General features: G+C 62.4%; 11 protein-coding genes. 10 read left to right on the top strand and 1 reads right to left on the bottom strand.

Translation table 11 applies throughout. The features are described from left to right. Window positions 1-54: 54 nt before the first annotated feature. Window positions 55-2,529 carry an FAD-dependent oxidoreductase gene (locus NP945_RS18955; protein ID WP_256747209.1) on the top strand — a complete coding sequence of 825 codons (2,475 nt, stop codon included), beginning with the start codon at window positions 55-57 and terminating at the stop codon, window positions 2,527-2,529. On the opposite strand, the gene NP945_RS18960 is transcribed toward NP945_RS18955, so the two are convergent. After that, window positions 2,526-3,395 carry a LysR substrate-binding domain-containing protein gene (locus NP945_RS18960; RefSeq protein ID WP_128308101.1) on the bottom strand — a complete coding sequence of 290 codons (870 nt, stop codon included), beginning with the start codon at window positions 3,393-3,395 and terminating at the stop codon, window positions 2,526-2,528. The genes NP945_RS18955 and NP945_RS18960 overlap by 4 nt on opposite strands. A 152-nt stretch (window positions 3,396-3,547) precedes the next feature. Between NP945_RS18960 and NP945_RS18965 the strand changes: the two genes are divergently transcribed. The 9 genes from NP945_RS18965 (at window position 3,548) to NP945_RS19005 (ending at window position 15,694) form a co-directional block, all read left to right on the top strand. Beyond that, the gene (locus NP945_RS18965; RefSeq protein WP_256747210.1) at window positions 3,548-5,254 is read left to right on the top strand and encodes a Na/Pi cotransporter family protein; all 1,707 of its coding nucleotides are present in this window, start codon (window positions 3,548-3,550) and stop codon (window positions 5,252-5,254) included. A 139-nt stretch (window positions 5,255-5,393) separates the two neighbouring features. Then, window positions 5,394-6,593, top strand: coding sequence for a 2-aminoethylphosphonate--pyruvate transaminase (locus NP945_RS18970; RefSeq protein ID WP_256747211.1), 1,200 nt, complete (start codon window positions 5,394-5,396; stop codon window positions 6,591-6,593). A 24-nt stretch (window positions 6,594-6,617) separates the two neighbouring features. Beyond that, the gene (gene phnA / locus NP945_RS18975; RefSeq protein WP_256747212.1) at window positions 6,618-7,877 is read left to right on the top strand and encodes a phosphonoacetate hydrolase; all 1,260 of its coding nucleotides are present in this window, start codon (window positions 6,618-6,620) and stop codon (window positions 7,875-7,877) included. A gap of 262 nt (window positions 7,878-8,139) precedes the next feature. Next, on the top strand, window positions 8,140-9,597 hold the full coding sequence (gene phnY, locus NP945_RS18980) for a phosphonoacetaldehyde dehydrogenase (RefSeq protein ID WP_127811141.1): 1,458 nt from the start codon (window positions 8,140-8,142) through the stop codon (window positions 9,595-9,597). A 72-nt stretch (window positions 9,598-9,669) separates the two neighbouring features. Further along, window positions 9,670-11,028 carry an aspartate aminotransferase family protein gene (locus NP945_RS18985; RefSeq protein ID WP_256747213.1) on the top strand — a complete coding sequence of 453 codons (1,359 nt, stop codon included), beginning with the start codon at window positions 9,670-9,672 and terminating at the stop codon, window positions 11,026-11,028. Between the two features lie 2 nt (window positions 11,029-11,030). Further along, the gene (locus tag NP945_RS18990; RefSeq protein ID WP_256747214.1) at window positions 11,031-11,174 is read left to right on the top strand and encodes a hypothetical protein; all 144 of its coding nucleotides are present in this window, start codon (window positions 11,031-11,033) and stop codon (window positions 11,172-11,174) included. Window positions 11,175-11,416: 242 nt separating this feature from the next. After that, the gene (locus tag NP945_RS18995; RefSeq protein ID WP_127266991.1) at window positions 11,417-12,442 is read left to right on the top strand and encodes a putative 2-aminoethylphosphonate ABC transporter substrate-binding protein; all 1,026 of its coding nucleotides are present in this window, start codon (window positions 11,417-11,419) and stop codon (window positions 12,440-12,442) included. 122 nt (window positions 12,443-12,564) lie between these two features. Continuing rightward, window positions 12,565-13,698 carry a putative 2-aminoethylphosphonate ABC transporter ATP-binding protein gene (locus NP945_RS19000; protein WP_127270136.1) on the top strand — a complete coding sequence of 378 codons (1,134 nt, stop codon included), beginning with the start codon at window positions 12,565-12,567 and terminating at the stop codon, window positions 13,696-13,698. Next, window positions 13,682-15,694, top strand: coding sequence for a putative 2-aminoethylphosphonate ABC transporter permease subunit (locus NP945_RS19005; protein ID WP_127320015.1), 2,013 nt, complete (start codon window positions 13,682-13,684; stop codon window positions 15,692-15,694). The genes NP945_RS19000 and NP945_RS19005 overlap by 17 nt, the downstream gene beginning before the upstream one ends. Window positions 15,695-15,711: the final 17 nt, after the last annotated feature.

Consider the following 15,711-nt stretch of genomic DNA (forward strand, 5'->3'; position numbering starts at 1 on the left):
TATTTGAAATTCGACTGCTATGATCCGGCTCGTGTCAAAACGGCAGGATCTCCCATGACAAACCAATTCCCCACCCAGGCGCGCGTCGTCATTGTCGGCGGCGGCATCATCGGCTGCTCGGTCGCATATCATCTGACGAAGCTCGGCTGGACCGATGTCGTGCTGCTCGAGCAGGGGCAACTCAGCGGTGGCACCACCTGGCACGCCGCCGGGCTTGTCGGCCAGTTGCGCAGTCACTCCAACATGACCAGCCTGATCAAATACTCCACGCAGCTGTATGGCGAGCTGGAAGCCGAGACCGGGCTTGCCACCGGCTGGAAGAATTGTGGCTCACTGTCGGTGGCGCGGACCGCCGACCGCATGACGGTGCTGAAGCGCACGGCCGCATCGGCACGCGCCCAGGGCGTCGACATCGACGTGATTTCGCCGAAGGAGGCGGCGGATCTATGGCCGGTCATGGCGACCGACGATCTGGTCGGCGCCGTCTGGCTGCCGGGCGACGGCAAGGCCAATCCGACCGATCTCACGCAATCGCTCGCCAAGGGTGCGCGCAATCGCGGCGCGAAAATTATCGAGCGGGTCAAGGTCACTGGTATCAGCCAGAGGAATGGTGTCGCCTGCGGTGTCGAGACGGATCGCGGCAACATTGCCGCCGAGATCGTCGTCAATTGCGCCGGCCAGTGGGCGCGCAAGGTCGGGCTGATGTGCGGTGTCTCGGTGCCGCTGCATTCGGCCGAGCACATGTACATCGTTACCGGCAGGATCGAGGGCGTGCATCCGGACCTGCCCGTGATGCGCGACCCCGACGGTTTTATCTACTTCAAGGAAGAGGTCGGCGGCCTGGTCATGGGCGGCTTTGAGCCGCACGCCAAGCCGTGGGGCATGAATGGCATTCCCGAAAATTTCGAGTTCGCGCTGTTGCCGGACGATTGGGATCAGTTCGAGATCCTGATGGAAAACGCGCTGGTCCGCGTACCGCAATTGGCGGAGGCCGAGGTCAAGAAATTCTACAACGGTCCCGAGAGCTTCACGCCGGACAACAATTTTCTCCTTGGCGAGGCGCCGGAGCTGAAGAATTTCTATGTCGGCGCCGGCTTCAATTCGATGGGCATCGCCAGCGCCGGCGGCGCGGGCAGGGCGCTGGCCGAATGGATCGTCAACAGCGCGCCGACCATGGATCTATGGCCGGTCGATATCAGGCGTTTCGCCTCCTTCAACAACAATCCGCGCTGGCTGCACGACCGTGTCAAGGAGACGCTCGGCCTGCACTACGCCATGCCGTGGCCGAATCGCGAACTGGACACCGCAAGGCCGTTCCGCCGCTCGCCACTCTACGACCGGCTTGCCGCCAGGGGCGCCTGCTTCGGCTCCAAGATGGGCTGGGAGCGCGCCAACTGGTTTGCCGCACCGGGAGAGAGGGCCGAGAACGACTATGCCTTCGGCCGTCAGAACTGGCACGAGGCGGTCAAGCGCGAGATGAAGGCGACACGCGAAGCCGTCGCCGTCTTCGACCAGACCTCTTTCGCCAAGCTCCTCGTGCAAGGCCACGATGCCTGCGCCGCGCTCAACTGGATCTGCGCCGGAAATATCGACGTACCGGTCGGTATGTCTGTTTATACGGGCGTGCTCAATGCACGTGGCGGCTATGAAAGCGATCTCACCGTGATGCGGCTTGGCGTGGAGAAATTCCTTATCGTCACCGGTTCGGCGCAAGCCATCCACGATGCCGACTGGATCGTCAAAAACATCCCGTCCAACGCGCATGCAATCTTGACCGATGTCACCTCGTCCTACGCGGTACTGGCATTGATGGGGCCGCGCTCGCGCGATCTGCTGGGCAAACTCTCCTCGGCCGATCTCTCCAACGCCGGCTTTCCCTTCGCCACCATCCGCGATATCGATATCGGCTATGCCACCGCCTATGCCAACCGCATGACCTATGTCGGCGAACTGGGCTGGGAACTGATCGTGCCGACCGAATTCGCCGTCGGCGTCTATGAGGCACTGCATGAGGCTGGCAGCGAGTTTGGCCTGATCGATGCCGGTTACTACGCGCTCGACGCCTTGCGTATCGAAAAGGGTTTTCGCGCCTGGGGTCGTGAGCTGACGCCAGATATCAATCCCTGGCAGGCTGGGCTTGGCTTCGCCGTCGCGATGGACAAGCCAGGTGACTTTATCGGCCGCGACGCGCTGGTTGAGACGAAGCCATCAGCACCGGCAAGACGCGTCGTGCTGTGCACGCTCGATGATGCCGAGCCGATGCTGTGGGGCGGCGAACTGATCCTGCGCGACGGCAAGCCGGTCGGCGAAGTCCGTTCGGCCGCCTACGGCCACACGCTTGGCCGCTCGGTGGCGCTCGGGCTGATCGAGAACGAGGCGGGTGTCGATGCTGCGTTTCTCACCGGTGGTCGTTTCGAGATCGACCTTGCCGGCGTTCGCCATGCCGCGACAGCACATCTGCGCAGCCCCTACGATCCGAAGTCGGAGCGGGTGAAGGCTGATGTGGTGGAGGTTCGCGCTGCCGCCTAATCCGCCGACATGGACCTTGCCATATCCAGGAACGCCCGCACCAGTTTGCCGCCGCTGCGTTCACGCAGGCAGATCAGCGCTTCGTCCATCAGGGTCTCGGGAGCATCGATGGTGATCGGCACCAGCCGCGAATCCTGGCCGAATTCGGCCGCCGAGACAAAGCCGATGCCGGCGCCCGATGCGACGATCTCGCGGACCGCTTCGCGGCCCTCGGCTTCGATCGCCGGCCTGAGTTCGATTTTCGAGGCGGCTGCGAGATCTTCGAGTTTCTGACGCGTCTTCGAACCGCGCTCGCGCATGACCAGCGATTCCTGCGCGAGTTGCTTGAGGGTGAGCGACTTTTTCGCGGCCAGCGGGTGGTCGACGGATGCAAACGCGATGATCGGCGTCGAGTTGAGTTTCAGCACCTCGAAATCGCGCCCTGTCGGCACCTCGCCCAGCACGCCGATGTCGGCATCGTAGCTGTAGAGGCTGCTGATCACCGTCTCGGTGTTGCCGGCGCGCACCGAAACCTGCACGCCGGGGTAGCGGGCCCGGAAGCTGCCGAGAATGTGAAGCAGATGATGTGCGGCATCGGCGACGATGCGTAGCGTGCCGGAACGCAGCGCGCGCGACTCCGTCAGCAACTCCAGCGCCTGTTGCTCGGTATCGAACATGCGGTGGGTTATCTCGAGCAGCTTTTGGCCCGAATGGGTCAGCGTGACCTGCTTCTTGTTGCGGTTGAACAACAGCACATCATACTCTTCCTCGAGCTTGCGCACCTGGTCCGAGATCGCCGGCTGGGTCAGGAAGAGCGCTTCGGCAGCGCGTGAAAAGCCACCGGAGATGGCCACCTGGTGAAAGGCCCGCAATTGGACGTAGCGCATCTTACGTGCCTCCGACATTTCTGAAATCGCCAACATCCTATCATAAGTACAGATTATGAAAAGATAGAAATGAACGATTTGACTTATGTTTGGGCAGCCATCAGCCTGAGTGTGGGTCGACGTCTCTGCCGGCCGTTGGCCGGGAGGTCGCCATGCAATTTTCCATCATCTTGCTGCACTTGGCGGGTGCCGTCATGCTGCTGCTCTGGGCCGTGCGCATGGTGCGGACCGGCGTCGAGCGCGCCTGCGGCCCTGCCTTGCGCGATGCGCTGAGACAGGCGCGGGGTGCGCGGATCAGGTCGGCGGGCGTCGGCACCGTGCTTGCCGTGCTGCTGCAAAGCTCGACCGCAGTCGCCATCCTGGCGGCCGGGTTTGCCGTCAGCGGCATGGTTTCGGTGTCGGCGGGGCTGGCGATCCTGCTGGGCGCCGACCTCGGTTCCGCTCTGGTCGTCCAGGTGCTGTCGTTCGATCTGAGCTGGCTGGTGCCGGCGCTGATCCTGGTCGGCGGCGCCATGGCCCTGAAGTTCGAGGCGCGCGGCATCAAGCAGGGCGGACGCATCCTGATGGGCGTCGCCTTCGTTCTGTTGTCGCTGCATATGATCGGCGAGGCGACCGCACCCATGCGGCAGAGCACCTTGCTGCCACTGGTGATCTCCTACCTGCGCGCGGACTATTTCACCGCCTTCGCCGCTGCTGCCCTGTTCACATGGCTGATCCACTCCAGCGTAGCGGCGATCCTGCTGTTCGTCACGCTTGCCGCGCAAGGCGTCTTGCCGGTCGAGGTCGGCCTGTTCTTCATCCTCGGCGCCAATTGCGGTGGTGCGCTGATTGCGGTGTGGCTGACACGCGGCGATGCCGTCGAGGCGCGCCGTGTCCCGCTTGGCAATCTGATCTTTCGCGGCACGACGGCGCTCGCCGCCTTGTTTGCGCTTCAGGCCGTGACCTTCCCGGCGCATCTGTTCGGCGTAACCGAAGGCCGCCAACTGGTCAACCTGCACCTTGCCTTCAATCTGGTACTCGTCATCGGCTGCTTGCCGTTCACCGGCACGATGGAAAAGCTCGCCACCTTGCTGATCCCCGACAGGCCAGCGGCAAAGGCAGGGGAGGCTGGGGACCTGATGTCACGCCGCACCAGCGCGCTCGACCGCACCGTCATGCGCACACCCGGTCTCGCTCTGGCCAGTGCGACCCGCGAGTTGCTGCGCGTGGGCGAAGTCGTCGAGGTGATGCTGCGCCCGGTGATGGATTTCTTCGACGTCGGCACCGCCGACCAGATACGCCAAGCCCAAAAACTCGATGAGGAGGTCAACCGCGCCCACACCGAGATCAAGCTCTACATTGCCGAAGTCAATCGCGGCAGCATGAGCGCGGCCGAGGCGCAGCGCGGCATCGAGCTCACCGACTTCGCCATCAATCTCGAACGCGCCGGCGATATCGTCGCCAAGAACCTGCTCGTGCTCACCCAGGAGCTGCGTGACAAGAACCTGCGCTTTTCCCGCGACGGCTGGAGCGAACTAGCCGGGCTTCACAACCGTGTCATGGCCAACATGCAGCTTGCGCTCAACGTGCTGGTGTCGAGCGATCTCGAATCGGCGCGGCAACTCGTCGTCGAGAAGGAGCGGATGCGCAGACTGGAACGCAGGAGCCACGACCGTCACCTCAAGCGGCTGCAATCGGGAATGCCGCAGAGCATCGACACCAGCGACATCCACCTGGAGGCGGTGCGGGCGCTGAAGGAGATCAACTCGCTGATGGCTTCTGTCGCCTATCCGTTGCTGACGCAGAGCGGTGATCTGCTCGAAAGCCGGTTGGCGAAAGGCGCTGGGGCCGCGGAAGCGATGGCTCCGGCGCTGGCCTGACGGGCGACATTCTCCGCTGGCGAGTGGCAATCCTTACCATCGTTAGAATCGATACATCGATACAAAATGACGATTTTACAAATAGATCATTCAGGCCAAGAATAAGGCCACATCGAACGCAGATCGAGCGGAGGACAACATGCTCGCCGAGACGAAATTTGCCGCGGAGCCGCTGGCCAGTCCGGCGCTGGGCGAGCCGTATCTTCTGACCCCAGGGCCGCTTACCACGGCCTATTCGGTCAAGGAGGCGATGTTGCGCGACTGGGGATCGTGGGACGGCGACTTCCGCGCCATGACATCGGATATGCGTCGCCGCCTGCTGGCGCTGACCGGGGACAGGAACGATGAGTTCGACTGCGTGCCGATGCAAGGCAGCGGTTCCTTCTGCGTTGAAGCGATGCTGGGTTCGTTTGTGCCCAGAGATGGCAAGGTTCTGGTGCTGGCCAACGGCGCCTACGGCCTGCGCGCCGCGCAGACCATGCAGTATCTCGGCCGCGCCTACACGCTGATCGACAAGGGCGACTATCTGCCGCCGCGCGGCGACGAGGTGGCGGCGGCCCTCGCGGCCGACCCTGATATCACCCATGTCATCGCCATCCATTGCGAGACCAGCTCCGGCATCCTCAATCCGGTCGCCGAGATTGCGCAAGCCGTCCACGCCAAGGGTCGCAAGCTGCTGGTCGATTCCATGAGCGCGTTCGGCGCCGTAGCGCTCGACATCAACGATATCCGCTATGAGGCGATGGTCTCGTCCGCCAACAAGTGCATCGAGGGCGTTCCGGGCTTCGGCTTCATCATCGCCCGCAAGAGCGAGCTGGAGGCTGCCAAAGGCAGGAGCCATTCGCTGTCGCTCGACGTCCACGCCCAGTGGGCGCACCTCAACAAGACCGGCCAGTGGCGCTACACGCCGCCGACGCACGTCGTCGCTGCCTTCCTTGAAGCACTGCGCCAGCACGAGGCCGAAGGCGGCGTCGCCGGCCGTGGCGCTCGCTATACGAGGAACCGCGACGTCATGGTGGCCGGCATGCGCGACCTCGGTTTCGAGACACTGCTCGGGGATCGCTGGCTGTCGCCGATCATCGTCACCTTCTTCAACCCGGCCCATGCCAGTTTCGCCTTCGACCGCTTCTACGATCTGATGAAGGACAAGGGCTTCATCATCTATCCGGGCAAGCTGACCGCCGTCGATAGCTTCCGCGTCGGCTGCATCGGCCAGATGGACGAACATGTCATGCGCCGCGTCGTCGAGGCGGCGGCTTTTTCACTGCATGAAATGGGCGTCGACACCGCCGCTCCACCCGCCGCGGCACTCGCCGAGCGCGCCAAACTCGCCGCCTGAAGCGGCCGATTTCGAGGATATCAGATGAACCAGATGTCTCCCATCAACGTCGCGGTCAACGGCCGCACCTACGCCTGGCCGCGTGTGCCGGCCATCGCCATCTGCCTTGACGGCTGCGAGCCGGCCTATCTCGACGAGGCGATCGAGGCCGGGCTGATGCCGGCGCTGGTCAGGATCAAGCAGAAGGGCACGGTGCGTTTTGCGCACTCGGTCATTCCGAGCTTTACCAACCCCAACAATCTGTCGATCGCCACAGGAAGGCCACCGTCGGTGCACGGCATCTGCGGCAACTATCTCTATGAGCGCGAGACCGGCAAGGAAGTGATGATGAATGACCCGCGCTTCCTGCGCGCGCCGACCATTTTCCAGGCCTTCTACGATGCCGGCGCCAAGGTCGCCGTGGTCACCGCCAAGGACAAGCTGCGTGCCTTGCTTGGCAAGGGCCTTGCCTTCGATGAAGGCCGCGCGCTGTGCTTTTCGGCGGAAAAATCTGACACCACCACCAGGGCCGAGCACGGCATCGACAATGCCTCGAAGCATTTTGGGCTGCCGGTGCCGGAGGTCTATTCGGCCGAACTGTCGGAATTCGTCTTCGCCGCCGGCGTCCAGCTGCTGAAGGAGTTCCGCCCCGACATCATGTACCTGACGACCACAGACTATGTGCAGCACAAATATGCGCCGGGCGTGCCACAGGCCAACGCCTTCTACGAGATGTTCGACAAATACCTGACCGAGCTTGATGCACTGGGCGCGGCGATCGTCGTCACCGCCGACCATGGCATGAAGCCCAAGCACAAGGCGGACGGTTCGCCCGACGTCGTCTATGTCCAGGACCTTCTCGACGAGTGGCTGGGCAAGGACGCCGCACGCGTCATCCTGCCGATCACCGACCCCTATGTCGTGCATCACGGCGCGCTCGGCTCGTTTGCCACCGCCTATCTGCCTGATGGCGCAGATCAGGCCGGCATCATGGCCCGGCTGGCGAAGATCGACGGCATCATGCTGGTCGTCGACAGCCCGACGGCGTGCGAGCGCTTTGAGCTGCCGGCAGATCGCATCGGCGACATCGTGCTGATCTCGACCGAGAACAAGACGATCGGCACCTCAGAACATCGCCATGACCTGGCGGCTCTGAACGAACCGCTACGGTCGCATGGTGGGCTGACCGAGCAGGAGGTGCCGTTCATCGTCAATCGTGTGCTGCCGGAATTGCCTGATGAACCTGTGTTGAGAAACTTCGACGCCATTTACTACGCCACAATGGCGGCGGCACTGGCGGGCTGAGTGAGTTGGATCGCCGGGAGGGCGTGTCGCCGTCCATGATGGCGCTGGTCGACCCCCACTCCGACCCTTCGGGCCACCTCTCCCCCGATCGACGGGGGAGAGGAAGGGCGCTGAGCTCGCCGGCCTTGGCTCCCTTCCTCTCCCTCCGGAGGGGGGAGAGGTGGCGCCGCGAAGCGGCGACGGAGTGGGGGAAGCCATTGCAAAGACGCGATGGCCTCGCCGACAAAGATCAATGTGCTCTCCGAGCACCGGGAAAACTCACATGACCAAGCTCGACCCAGCCATCACAGTCCGCCACGAGCCGATGCGCATTGCCGGCAAGAAAGTTGATGCCGACGGCGTCGTCGAGGTGCGCTACCCCTGGAACGACACCGTCATCGGCACGGTGCCGGCCGGGCGTGCCGAGCACGCGCGAAAAGCATTCGAGATCGCCGCCAGCTACAAATCGAAGCTGACGCGCTACGAGCGTCAGCAGATCCTGTTCCGCGCCGCCGAGGCATTGGCGTCGCGCCGCGAAGAAATCTCCGATCTCATCACGCTCGAGCTCGGCATCTCCAAGACGGACTCGCTCTATGAGGTCGGCCGTGCCTATGACGTGTTCACGCTGTCGGCGCAGATGTGCATCCAGGATGACGGCCAGATCTTCTCCTGCGACCTCACCCCGCACGGCAAGGCGCGCAAGATCTTCACCACCCGCGAGCCGTTGAAGGCGATCTCGGCGATCACGCCGTTCAACCACCCGCTCAACATGGTCTCGCACAAGGTGGCGCCGGCGATCGCCACCAACAATTGCGTGGTGGTCAAGCCGACCGAATTGACGCCGATGACGGCGCTTCTCCTGGCCGACATTCTCTATGAAGCCGGTCTGCCGCCCGAAATGCTGTCGGTGGTGACCGGCTGGCCCGCAGACATCGGCAACGAGATGATCACCAACGACAATATCGACCTGATCACTTTCACCGGCGGCGTGCCGGTCGGCAAGATGATCGCCCGCACCGCCGGCTACAAGCGCCAGGTGCTGGAACTCGGCGGCAACGACCCGCTAATCATCCTCAACGATCTCTCCGACGAGGATCTGGCCAGAGCCGCGGATCTGGCCGTCGCCGGCGCGACAAAGAACTCCGGCCAGCGCTGCACCGCGGTCAAGCGCATCCTGGTTCAGGAAAGCGTCGCCGACCGCTTCGTGCCGCTGGTGCTGGAGCGGGCGAAAAAAATCCGCTTCGGCGATCCGATGGACCGCTCGACCGACCTTGGCACCGTCGTGCACGAGAAGGCGGCGGCGCTGTTCGAAGCCCGCGTCCACATGGCCGCCGAGCAGGGCGCCGAAATCCTCTACAATCCGGGTCGTCAGGGCGCGTTGCTGCCGCCGATCGTCGTCGATCGCGTTCCTCACACATCCGAATTGGTGATGGAGGAGACGTTCGGCCCGATCATCCCGATCGTTCGCGCGCCGGACGACGATGATGCGCTGATCGCACTGTCCAACTCGACCGCCTTCGGCCTGTCGTCGGGCGTCTGCACCAACTCTTTTCCGCGCATGCAGAAATACATCGCCGGCCTTCAGGTCGGCACCGTCAACATCTGGGAAGTGCCGGGCTACCGCATCGAGATGTCGCCCTTCGGCGGCATCAAGGATTCGGGCAATGGCTACAAGGAAGGCGTCATCGAGGCGATGAAGAGCTACACCAATGTGAAGACATTTTCGCTGCCCTGGTCCTGACCGGGCGGCATTGACGGATAAGACAACCGAGGGAGCGTTCGCCGCTCCCTCATTCGCGTTTCGGAGACCATGATGGCCGCGATCAAAGAGCTTGTGCACACCGAAGGCGATTCCAACACCACAGCGGCTCGCGGCCGGTGGGATGCCGGGCAGGACGATCCGCGGATCCGCGGCTTGCTCGATCGCGACGCGGCTGCCTTCATGCACCAGAGTCTGTCCAGCCCCTGCCTTTCGACCATCGCGAAGGCGCAAGGCATCTGGATCGAGGACACCGCTGGCCGCCGCTTCATGGATTTCCACGGCAACAGCGTGCATCACCTCGGCTACGGCCATCCAAGGCTGGTCACGGCGATCAAAAAGCAGCTCGATGAGCTCTGCTTTGCGCCGCGCCGCTTTACCTGCGAGCCCGCCCTCGAGCTGGCGGAGAAGCTGGCGGCATTGGCGCCCGGCGATCTCGGCAAGGTGCTGTTCACCACCGGTGGTTCGGATGCCATCGAGGTCGCGCTGAAGATCGCCCGCGCCGCGACCGGCCGCTTCAAGACGGTGTCGTTCTGGGATGCGTTCCACGGGGCCGGCTTCGGCGCTGCAAGCGTCGGCGGCGAGGCGACCTTCCGCTCGCACATATCAGGCCCGATGATGACCGGCACCGAGCACGTCGCACCCTGGGACGGCTATCGCTGTCCCTATGGCCACGATTCCCTCGAAGCCTCGGGGCTCGCTTGCGCCAACATGATCGCCTATGTGCTCGGCCGCGAACAGGACGTGGCGGCGGTCGTCGCAGAACCGATGCGGGCGACGCCCAACCCGCCGCCGCCCGGTTTCTGGAAGCGGGTTCGCGAAGCCTGCGACCGGCACAGCACGCTGCTGATCTTCGACGAGATCCCGACCGGGCTGGGCAAGACGGGAAAATTCTTCGCCCACGAGCATGATGATGTGACGCCCGACATCGTCGTCCTCGGCAAGTCGCTCGGCGGCGGCATCCTGCCGATCGCCGCCGTCATCGCGCGCCGCGACCTCGACGTCACCGGTGGCTTCGCGATCGGCCACTACACCCACGAGAAGAACCCGGTGACGACCCGCGCCGCACTGACGACGATCGACATCATCCTGAAGGAAGGATTGGTCGAACGCGCGGCCGAACTTGGCCGGCACATGCTGGAGCGTATGCAGCACCTGATGGCGCGCTCGCCCCATGTCGGCGACGTCAGGGGCAGGGGACTGATGGTCGGCGTCGAGCTCGTCGAGGATCGCGATACGCGCGAGCCGGCGCGCGATCTCGCCGAACGCGTCTTCTATGCTTGCCTGGGGCAGGGGCTGAGCTTCAAGGTCAGCCAGGGCAATGTGCTGACGCTGTCGCCGCCGCTGGTCATTTCGAAAGCTGATCTCGATCGTGCGCTCGACATCCTCGAGACCGCCGTGCTGGCGGCCTGACCATGAAGGCCGTGCGCACCGACCGCGAGCTCGAATGCCCTGAAATCGACGCGGGCTTGCGGGCGAGGGGGGTCGATCTGGTGGTGACTGTCCGCTCGTCCGACCCGCGTTTGCGGGCACAGACAACGGGCGTTTCGTTCGGCTGACCGTTGCCAATCGTGGGCTTTCGCAAGCGCGAAATCGCGGCCGCAACAGGCATGCGACAGTTCCATGACAACTATCAGGAGAAGTTTGCCTGTCATAAAATAAATAGATTTTACTTATCGATCACCAATCCCCAGAGTTGACCCAACGACGACATCCACAAGCGCTACAGGGCCGCAATGTCCACCGGCGCGATCGTCACAGTGCATCGCAGAATGTGCCAACAATCAAAGGGGAACTGAGCATGAAATCGCGCAACGCAACTATCGCAATGGCCTTCGCCGCGGCATTGATGTCATCCGCCGCCTTTGCCGAAACCTCCGAACTGACAGTCTATACCGCCATTGAAGCCGAAGATCTCGCCCGCTACGCCGAGACTTTCACAAAGAGCCATCCCGACATCAAACTGAACTTTGTCCGCGACTCCACGGGTGTCGTTACCGCCAAGCTGTTGGCCGAAAAGGACAATCCGCAGGCCGACGTTGTCTGGGGCCTTGCCGCTACATCGCTTCTGGTGCTGAAGACCGAAGGCATGCTTGAGCCCTACGCGCCAAAAGGCGTCGAATTGCTCAAGCCGAAGTTTGTCGACAAGGACACGCCACCGGCCTGGGTTGGCATGGACGCCTGGGCGGCTTCGATCTGCTTCAACACCGTGGAGGGCAAAAAGCTTGGCCTCGCCGAGCCGACCAGCTGGAAAGATCTTACCAAGCCGGAATACAAGGGTCACATCGTGATGCCGAACCCGGCCTCGTCCGGCACCGGCTTCCTCGATGTATCGAGCTGGCTGCAGTTGTTCGGCGAGAAGGATGGTTGGGCCTATATGGACGCCCTGCATCAGAATATTGATGCCTACACGCATTCTGGTTCGAAGCCGTGCAAAATGGCCGCCGCCGGTGAAACCGTAATCGGCATCTCGTTCGAGTTCCGCGCCGCGAAATCGAAGAAGGAGGGCGCTCCCCTCGATATCGTCATCCCGTCCGAAGGCATCGGCTGGGACATGGAGGCATCCGCGATCGTTGCGGGAACGAAAAATCTCGAAGCCGCCAAAACGCTGCTCGACTGGTCGATCAGCAAGGAGGCCAACGAGATGTACAATGTAGGTTATGCGGTTCTGGCTATGCCGAATGTCGCCAAGCCGGTCGAATTCCTGCCCGCAGATATCGAGTCCAAGATGATCGACAATGACTTCGAGTGGGCGGCCAACCACCGCAAGGCCATTCTCGACGAGTGGACGAAGCGCTACGACGCCAAGTCTGAGCCCAAGAGCTAGACGCAGAGCATTTCGACAGGGCGCCGTCAGAGCGGCGCCCTTCTCGTAACTCTTCCCGGATGGTCAAAATGAGACACGAACCCGTCGCTGATCTATCGGCAACGCTGGCCGAGGTGCATCCCATGACCGCTGCCGGCAACACGGCTTACCTGCGGATCGAACATCTCTGGAAGGCCTTCGGCGAGTTCCATGCGCTGAAGGACATCTCGCTCGACATCAACGAAGGCGAATTCATCTGCTTTCTCGGCCCTTCGGGTTGCGGCAAGACCACGCTGCTGCGCGCCGTCGCCGGCCTCGACCTGCAGACCAGAGGCGTCGTCCGCCAGGGGGGCAGGGATATCTCAACGCTGCCGCCGTCAAAACGCGACTACGGCATCGTGTTTCAGTCCTACGCGCTGTTTCCCAATCTGACGATTGAAAGGAACATCGCCTTTGGCCTGGAAAACACCAAACGGCCGCGCGCCGAGATCGATGCCCGCGTCAAGGAATTGCTCATGCTGGTCGGCTTGCCCGATCAGGCGAAGAAATACCCAGCGCAGCTTTCCGGCGGGCAGCAGCAGCGCATCGCGCTCGCCCGGGCCATCGCCACCTCGCCCGGCCTGCTTCTGCTCGACGAGCCGCTGTCGGCGCTCGACGCCAAGGTGCGCGTGCACTTGCGCCACGAGATCAAGGGGCTGCAGCGCAAGCTCGGCGTCACCACGATCATGGTTACGCACGACCAGGAAGAAGCATTGTCGTTGGCCGACCGCATTGTAGTCATGAACCATGGCGTCATCGAGCAGGTCGGCAGCCCGACTGAAATCTATCGCCATCCCAGGACGCTGTTCGTCGCCGATTTCATCGGCGAGACCAACAAGTTCGATGCGACGGTAGGAGCAGATTCGGTAGGCTTCGGGACGAAGGCTTTCAGATGCGCGCCGCACAGCTTTGCGAACGGCGAAGCAGTCGTCGCCGCCATTCGACCGGAAGACGTGATTCCACACGGGCCGGGTTCGCGCTCGCCTGGAGCACCCGATGTGGTGAAGACTTCGGAAAACCTGATCGAAGTGACCGTCGGTGAAATGGAATTCCTGGGTTCGTTCTGGCGCACCCGGCTGCGCGGCGGAGAGCTTGGAGACGAGATTCTGATCGCCGATTTCTCGGTCAACGCCACGCGGCGTCTCGGCCTCGCCGAAGGCGGAGCGCTAACGGTGGAACTGCCCGCCGACCGACTGCTTGTCTTCCCGCAAGGAGAGCGCCATGGCGGCGGCAACTGATATCCTGATGCCGTCCGGTCGGGCGCTCCGACAGTCGCTCGACAAGGACGAGTTGATCAAGCGCGGCCTGCTGGTCGTCATCTCGTTCTATCTGGTCCTGTCGCTGGCAGCCCCGCTCTACGTGATGCTGTCGAAATCGTTCTCGACCTACAGCTTCGATCTTGGCGCGTTCGAATTCCAGGTCAGCGACAAGCTCGGCAATTTCGGCGAGCCAGTGACGGCCGCCGCTCTGAACGAGAAACTCGCCGCGGTCCCGCCAGAAAAGCTTGCGACCAGTTCCGATGGTCGGCTACCGGCCACCAGCTTCTTTCCGGATTTCAGTTTCCGCAGCCCGGTCAAATACAAGGTCCGCGGCACGACCGATGACGCTTATTTCCTGATCGGCACGCAACTCCACCGCGGCACCGAATGGCAGGAAGTCGATTCGAACACCTTTCGGCGCATTATGCTGAGGCCCGCGCGCGAGCTTGGGTTGGACAACTACACAACCTACTTCTCGACGCCAACGCTGTTCCGCTCGATCCAGAACTCCTTCCTGATCGCGCTGATCAGCACCATCATCACGGTCGGCATAGCCTTCGGCTTCGCCTACGCTTTGAACCGAAGCAAGATGCGCTTCAAGGGCCTATTCAGGCTCATCGCCATGGCTCCCATCCTGGTGCCGTCGCTACTGCCCGGCATCGCCCTCATCTATCTGTTCGGCAACCAGGGCCTGTTGAAAAGCCTGCTTGGCGGCATATCGATCTATGGTCCGTTGGGGATTGTCGTCGGCTCGATATTCTTCACCTTTCCCCATGCTCTGATCATTATCTCGACGGCACTGGCGATCTCCGACCAGCGCCAATATGAAGCCGCCGCTTCGCTGCGCGCCAGCAAGTGGCGGACGTTCTGGGTCGTTACCATTCCGGGCGCGCGCTACGGTTTGATCTCCGCGGCGTTTGTCGTGTTTACGCTCGTCATCACCGATTTCGGCTTGCCGAAGGTCATCGGCGGCCAGTTCAACGTGCTCGCCGTCGATATCTACAAGCAAGTGATTGGTCAGCAGAATTTCGAGATGGGGGCGGTGGTCTCGGTCATCTTGCTGATCCCGGCCATCGCCGCCTTCGTCGTCGACCGCCTGGTCCAGCGCAGGCAGGTTTCGCTCCTGTCGGCCCGCTCGGTGCCTTACGAGGCAAAACCCAATCGCCGCTTCGACCTGGTCTGTCTGGCTTATTGCAGCCTGGTCGCGTTGTTCATCGCCGGCATCATCGGCATTTGCCAGTACGCCGCGCTGGTCAAGTTCTGGCCCTACGACCTCAGTCTCAGCCTGAAGAATTTCGCGTTCGGTCGCATGGATGGCGGAGGCTGGGCTTCTTACTACAACTCGATCACGCTCTCGTTGCTCACCGCTGTGTTTGGAACCGTCATCGTCTTCGTCGGCGCTTACATCGTCGAAAAGACCGAAGGCTTCAGGACCGGACGGGCAGCCTTCCACTTCCTCGCCATGCTGCCGATGGCGGTGCCGGGGCTTGTGCTTGGCCTGGCCTATATTTTCTTCTTCAACAATCCGGCCAATCCGCTGCACGCGATCTACGGCACAATGGCGATCCTGGTCGTCTGCACCGTGACGCACTTTTACACGGTCGGTCATTTGACGGCCCTGACGGCGCTGAAGCAGATCGATCGTGAGTTCGAGCCGGTCGCGGCCTCGCTGAAGCAGCCTTTCTATCGCCTGTTCACGCGGGTGACAGTGCCGATCTGTCTGCCGGCAATCCTTGACATCTCGATCTATCTTTTCGTCAACGCCATGACGACGGTTTCCGCGGTGGTCTTCATCTATACAACACACACGGCGCTCGCCTCGGTTGCAGTGCTCAACATGGACGACGCTGGCGACACCGCGCCTGCTGCTGCCATGGGCATGATGATCTTCTACACCAACGCATTCGCGCGGATCATTCACTTGGCTGTTTCGAAAGGTATCCTGAAAAGAACTCAGGGTTGGCGGGTACGATAATGAAATGCTCTAGGACT

This window comes from Mesorhizobium sp. LMG17149 (assembly GCF_024518695.1).
Taxonomy (GTDB): domain Bacteria; phylum Pseudomonadota; class Alphaproteobacteria; order Rhizobiales; family Rhizobiaceae; genus Mesorhizobium.

Coding starts and splice junctions, on each gene's coding strand:
- NP945_RS18955 (WP_256747209.1), top strand. CDS start 55: ATGACAAACCAATTCCCCACCCAGGCGCGCGTCGTCATTGTCGGCGGC.
- NP945_RS18960 (WP_128308101.1), bottom strand. CDS start 3,395: ATGCGCTACGTCCAATTGCGGGCCTTTCACCAGGTGGCCATCTCCGGT.
- NP945_RS18965 (WP_256747210.1), top strand. CDS start 3,548: ATGCAATTTTCCATCATCTTGCTGCACTTGGCGGGTGCCGTCATGCTG.
- NP945_RS18970 (WP_256747211.1), top strand. CDS start 5,394: ATGCTCGCCGAGACGAAATTTGCCGCGGAGCCGCTGGCCAGTCCGGCG.
- phnA (WP_256747212.1), top strand. CDS start 6,618: ATGAACCAGATGTCTCCCATCAACGTCGCGGTCAACGGCCGCACCTAC.
- phnY (WP_127811141.1), top strand. CDS start 8,140: ATGACCAAGCTCGACCCAGCCATCACAGTCCGCCACGAGCCGATGCGC.
- NP945_RS18985 (WP_256747213.1), top strand. CDS start 9,670: ATGGCCGCGATCAAAGAGCTTGTGCACACCGAAGGCGATTCCAACACC.
- NP945_RS18990 (WP_256747214.1), top strand. CDS start 11,031: ATGAAGGCCGTGCGCACCGACCGCGAGCTCGAATGCCCTGAAATCGAC.
- NP945_RS18995 (WP_127266991.1), top strand. CDS start 11,417: ATGAAATCGCGCAACGCAACTATCGCAATGGCCTTCGCCGCGGCATTG.
- NP945_RS19000 (WP_127270136.1), top strand. CDS start 12,565: ATGACCGCTGCCGGCAACACGGCTTACCTGCGGATCGAACATCTCTGG.
- NP945_RS19005 (WP_127320015.1), top strand. CDS start 13,682: ATGGCGGCGGCAACTGATATCCTGATGCCGTCCGGTCGGGCGCTCCGA.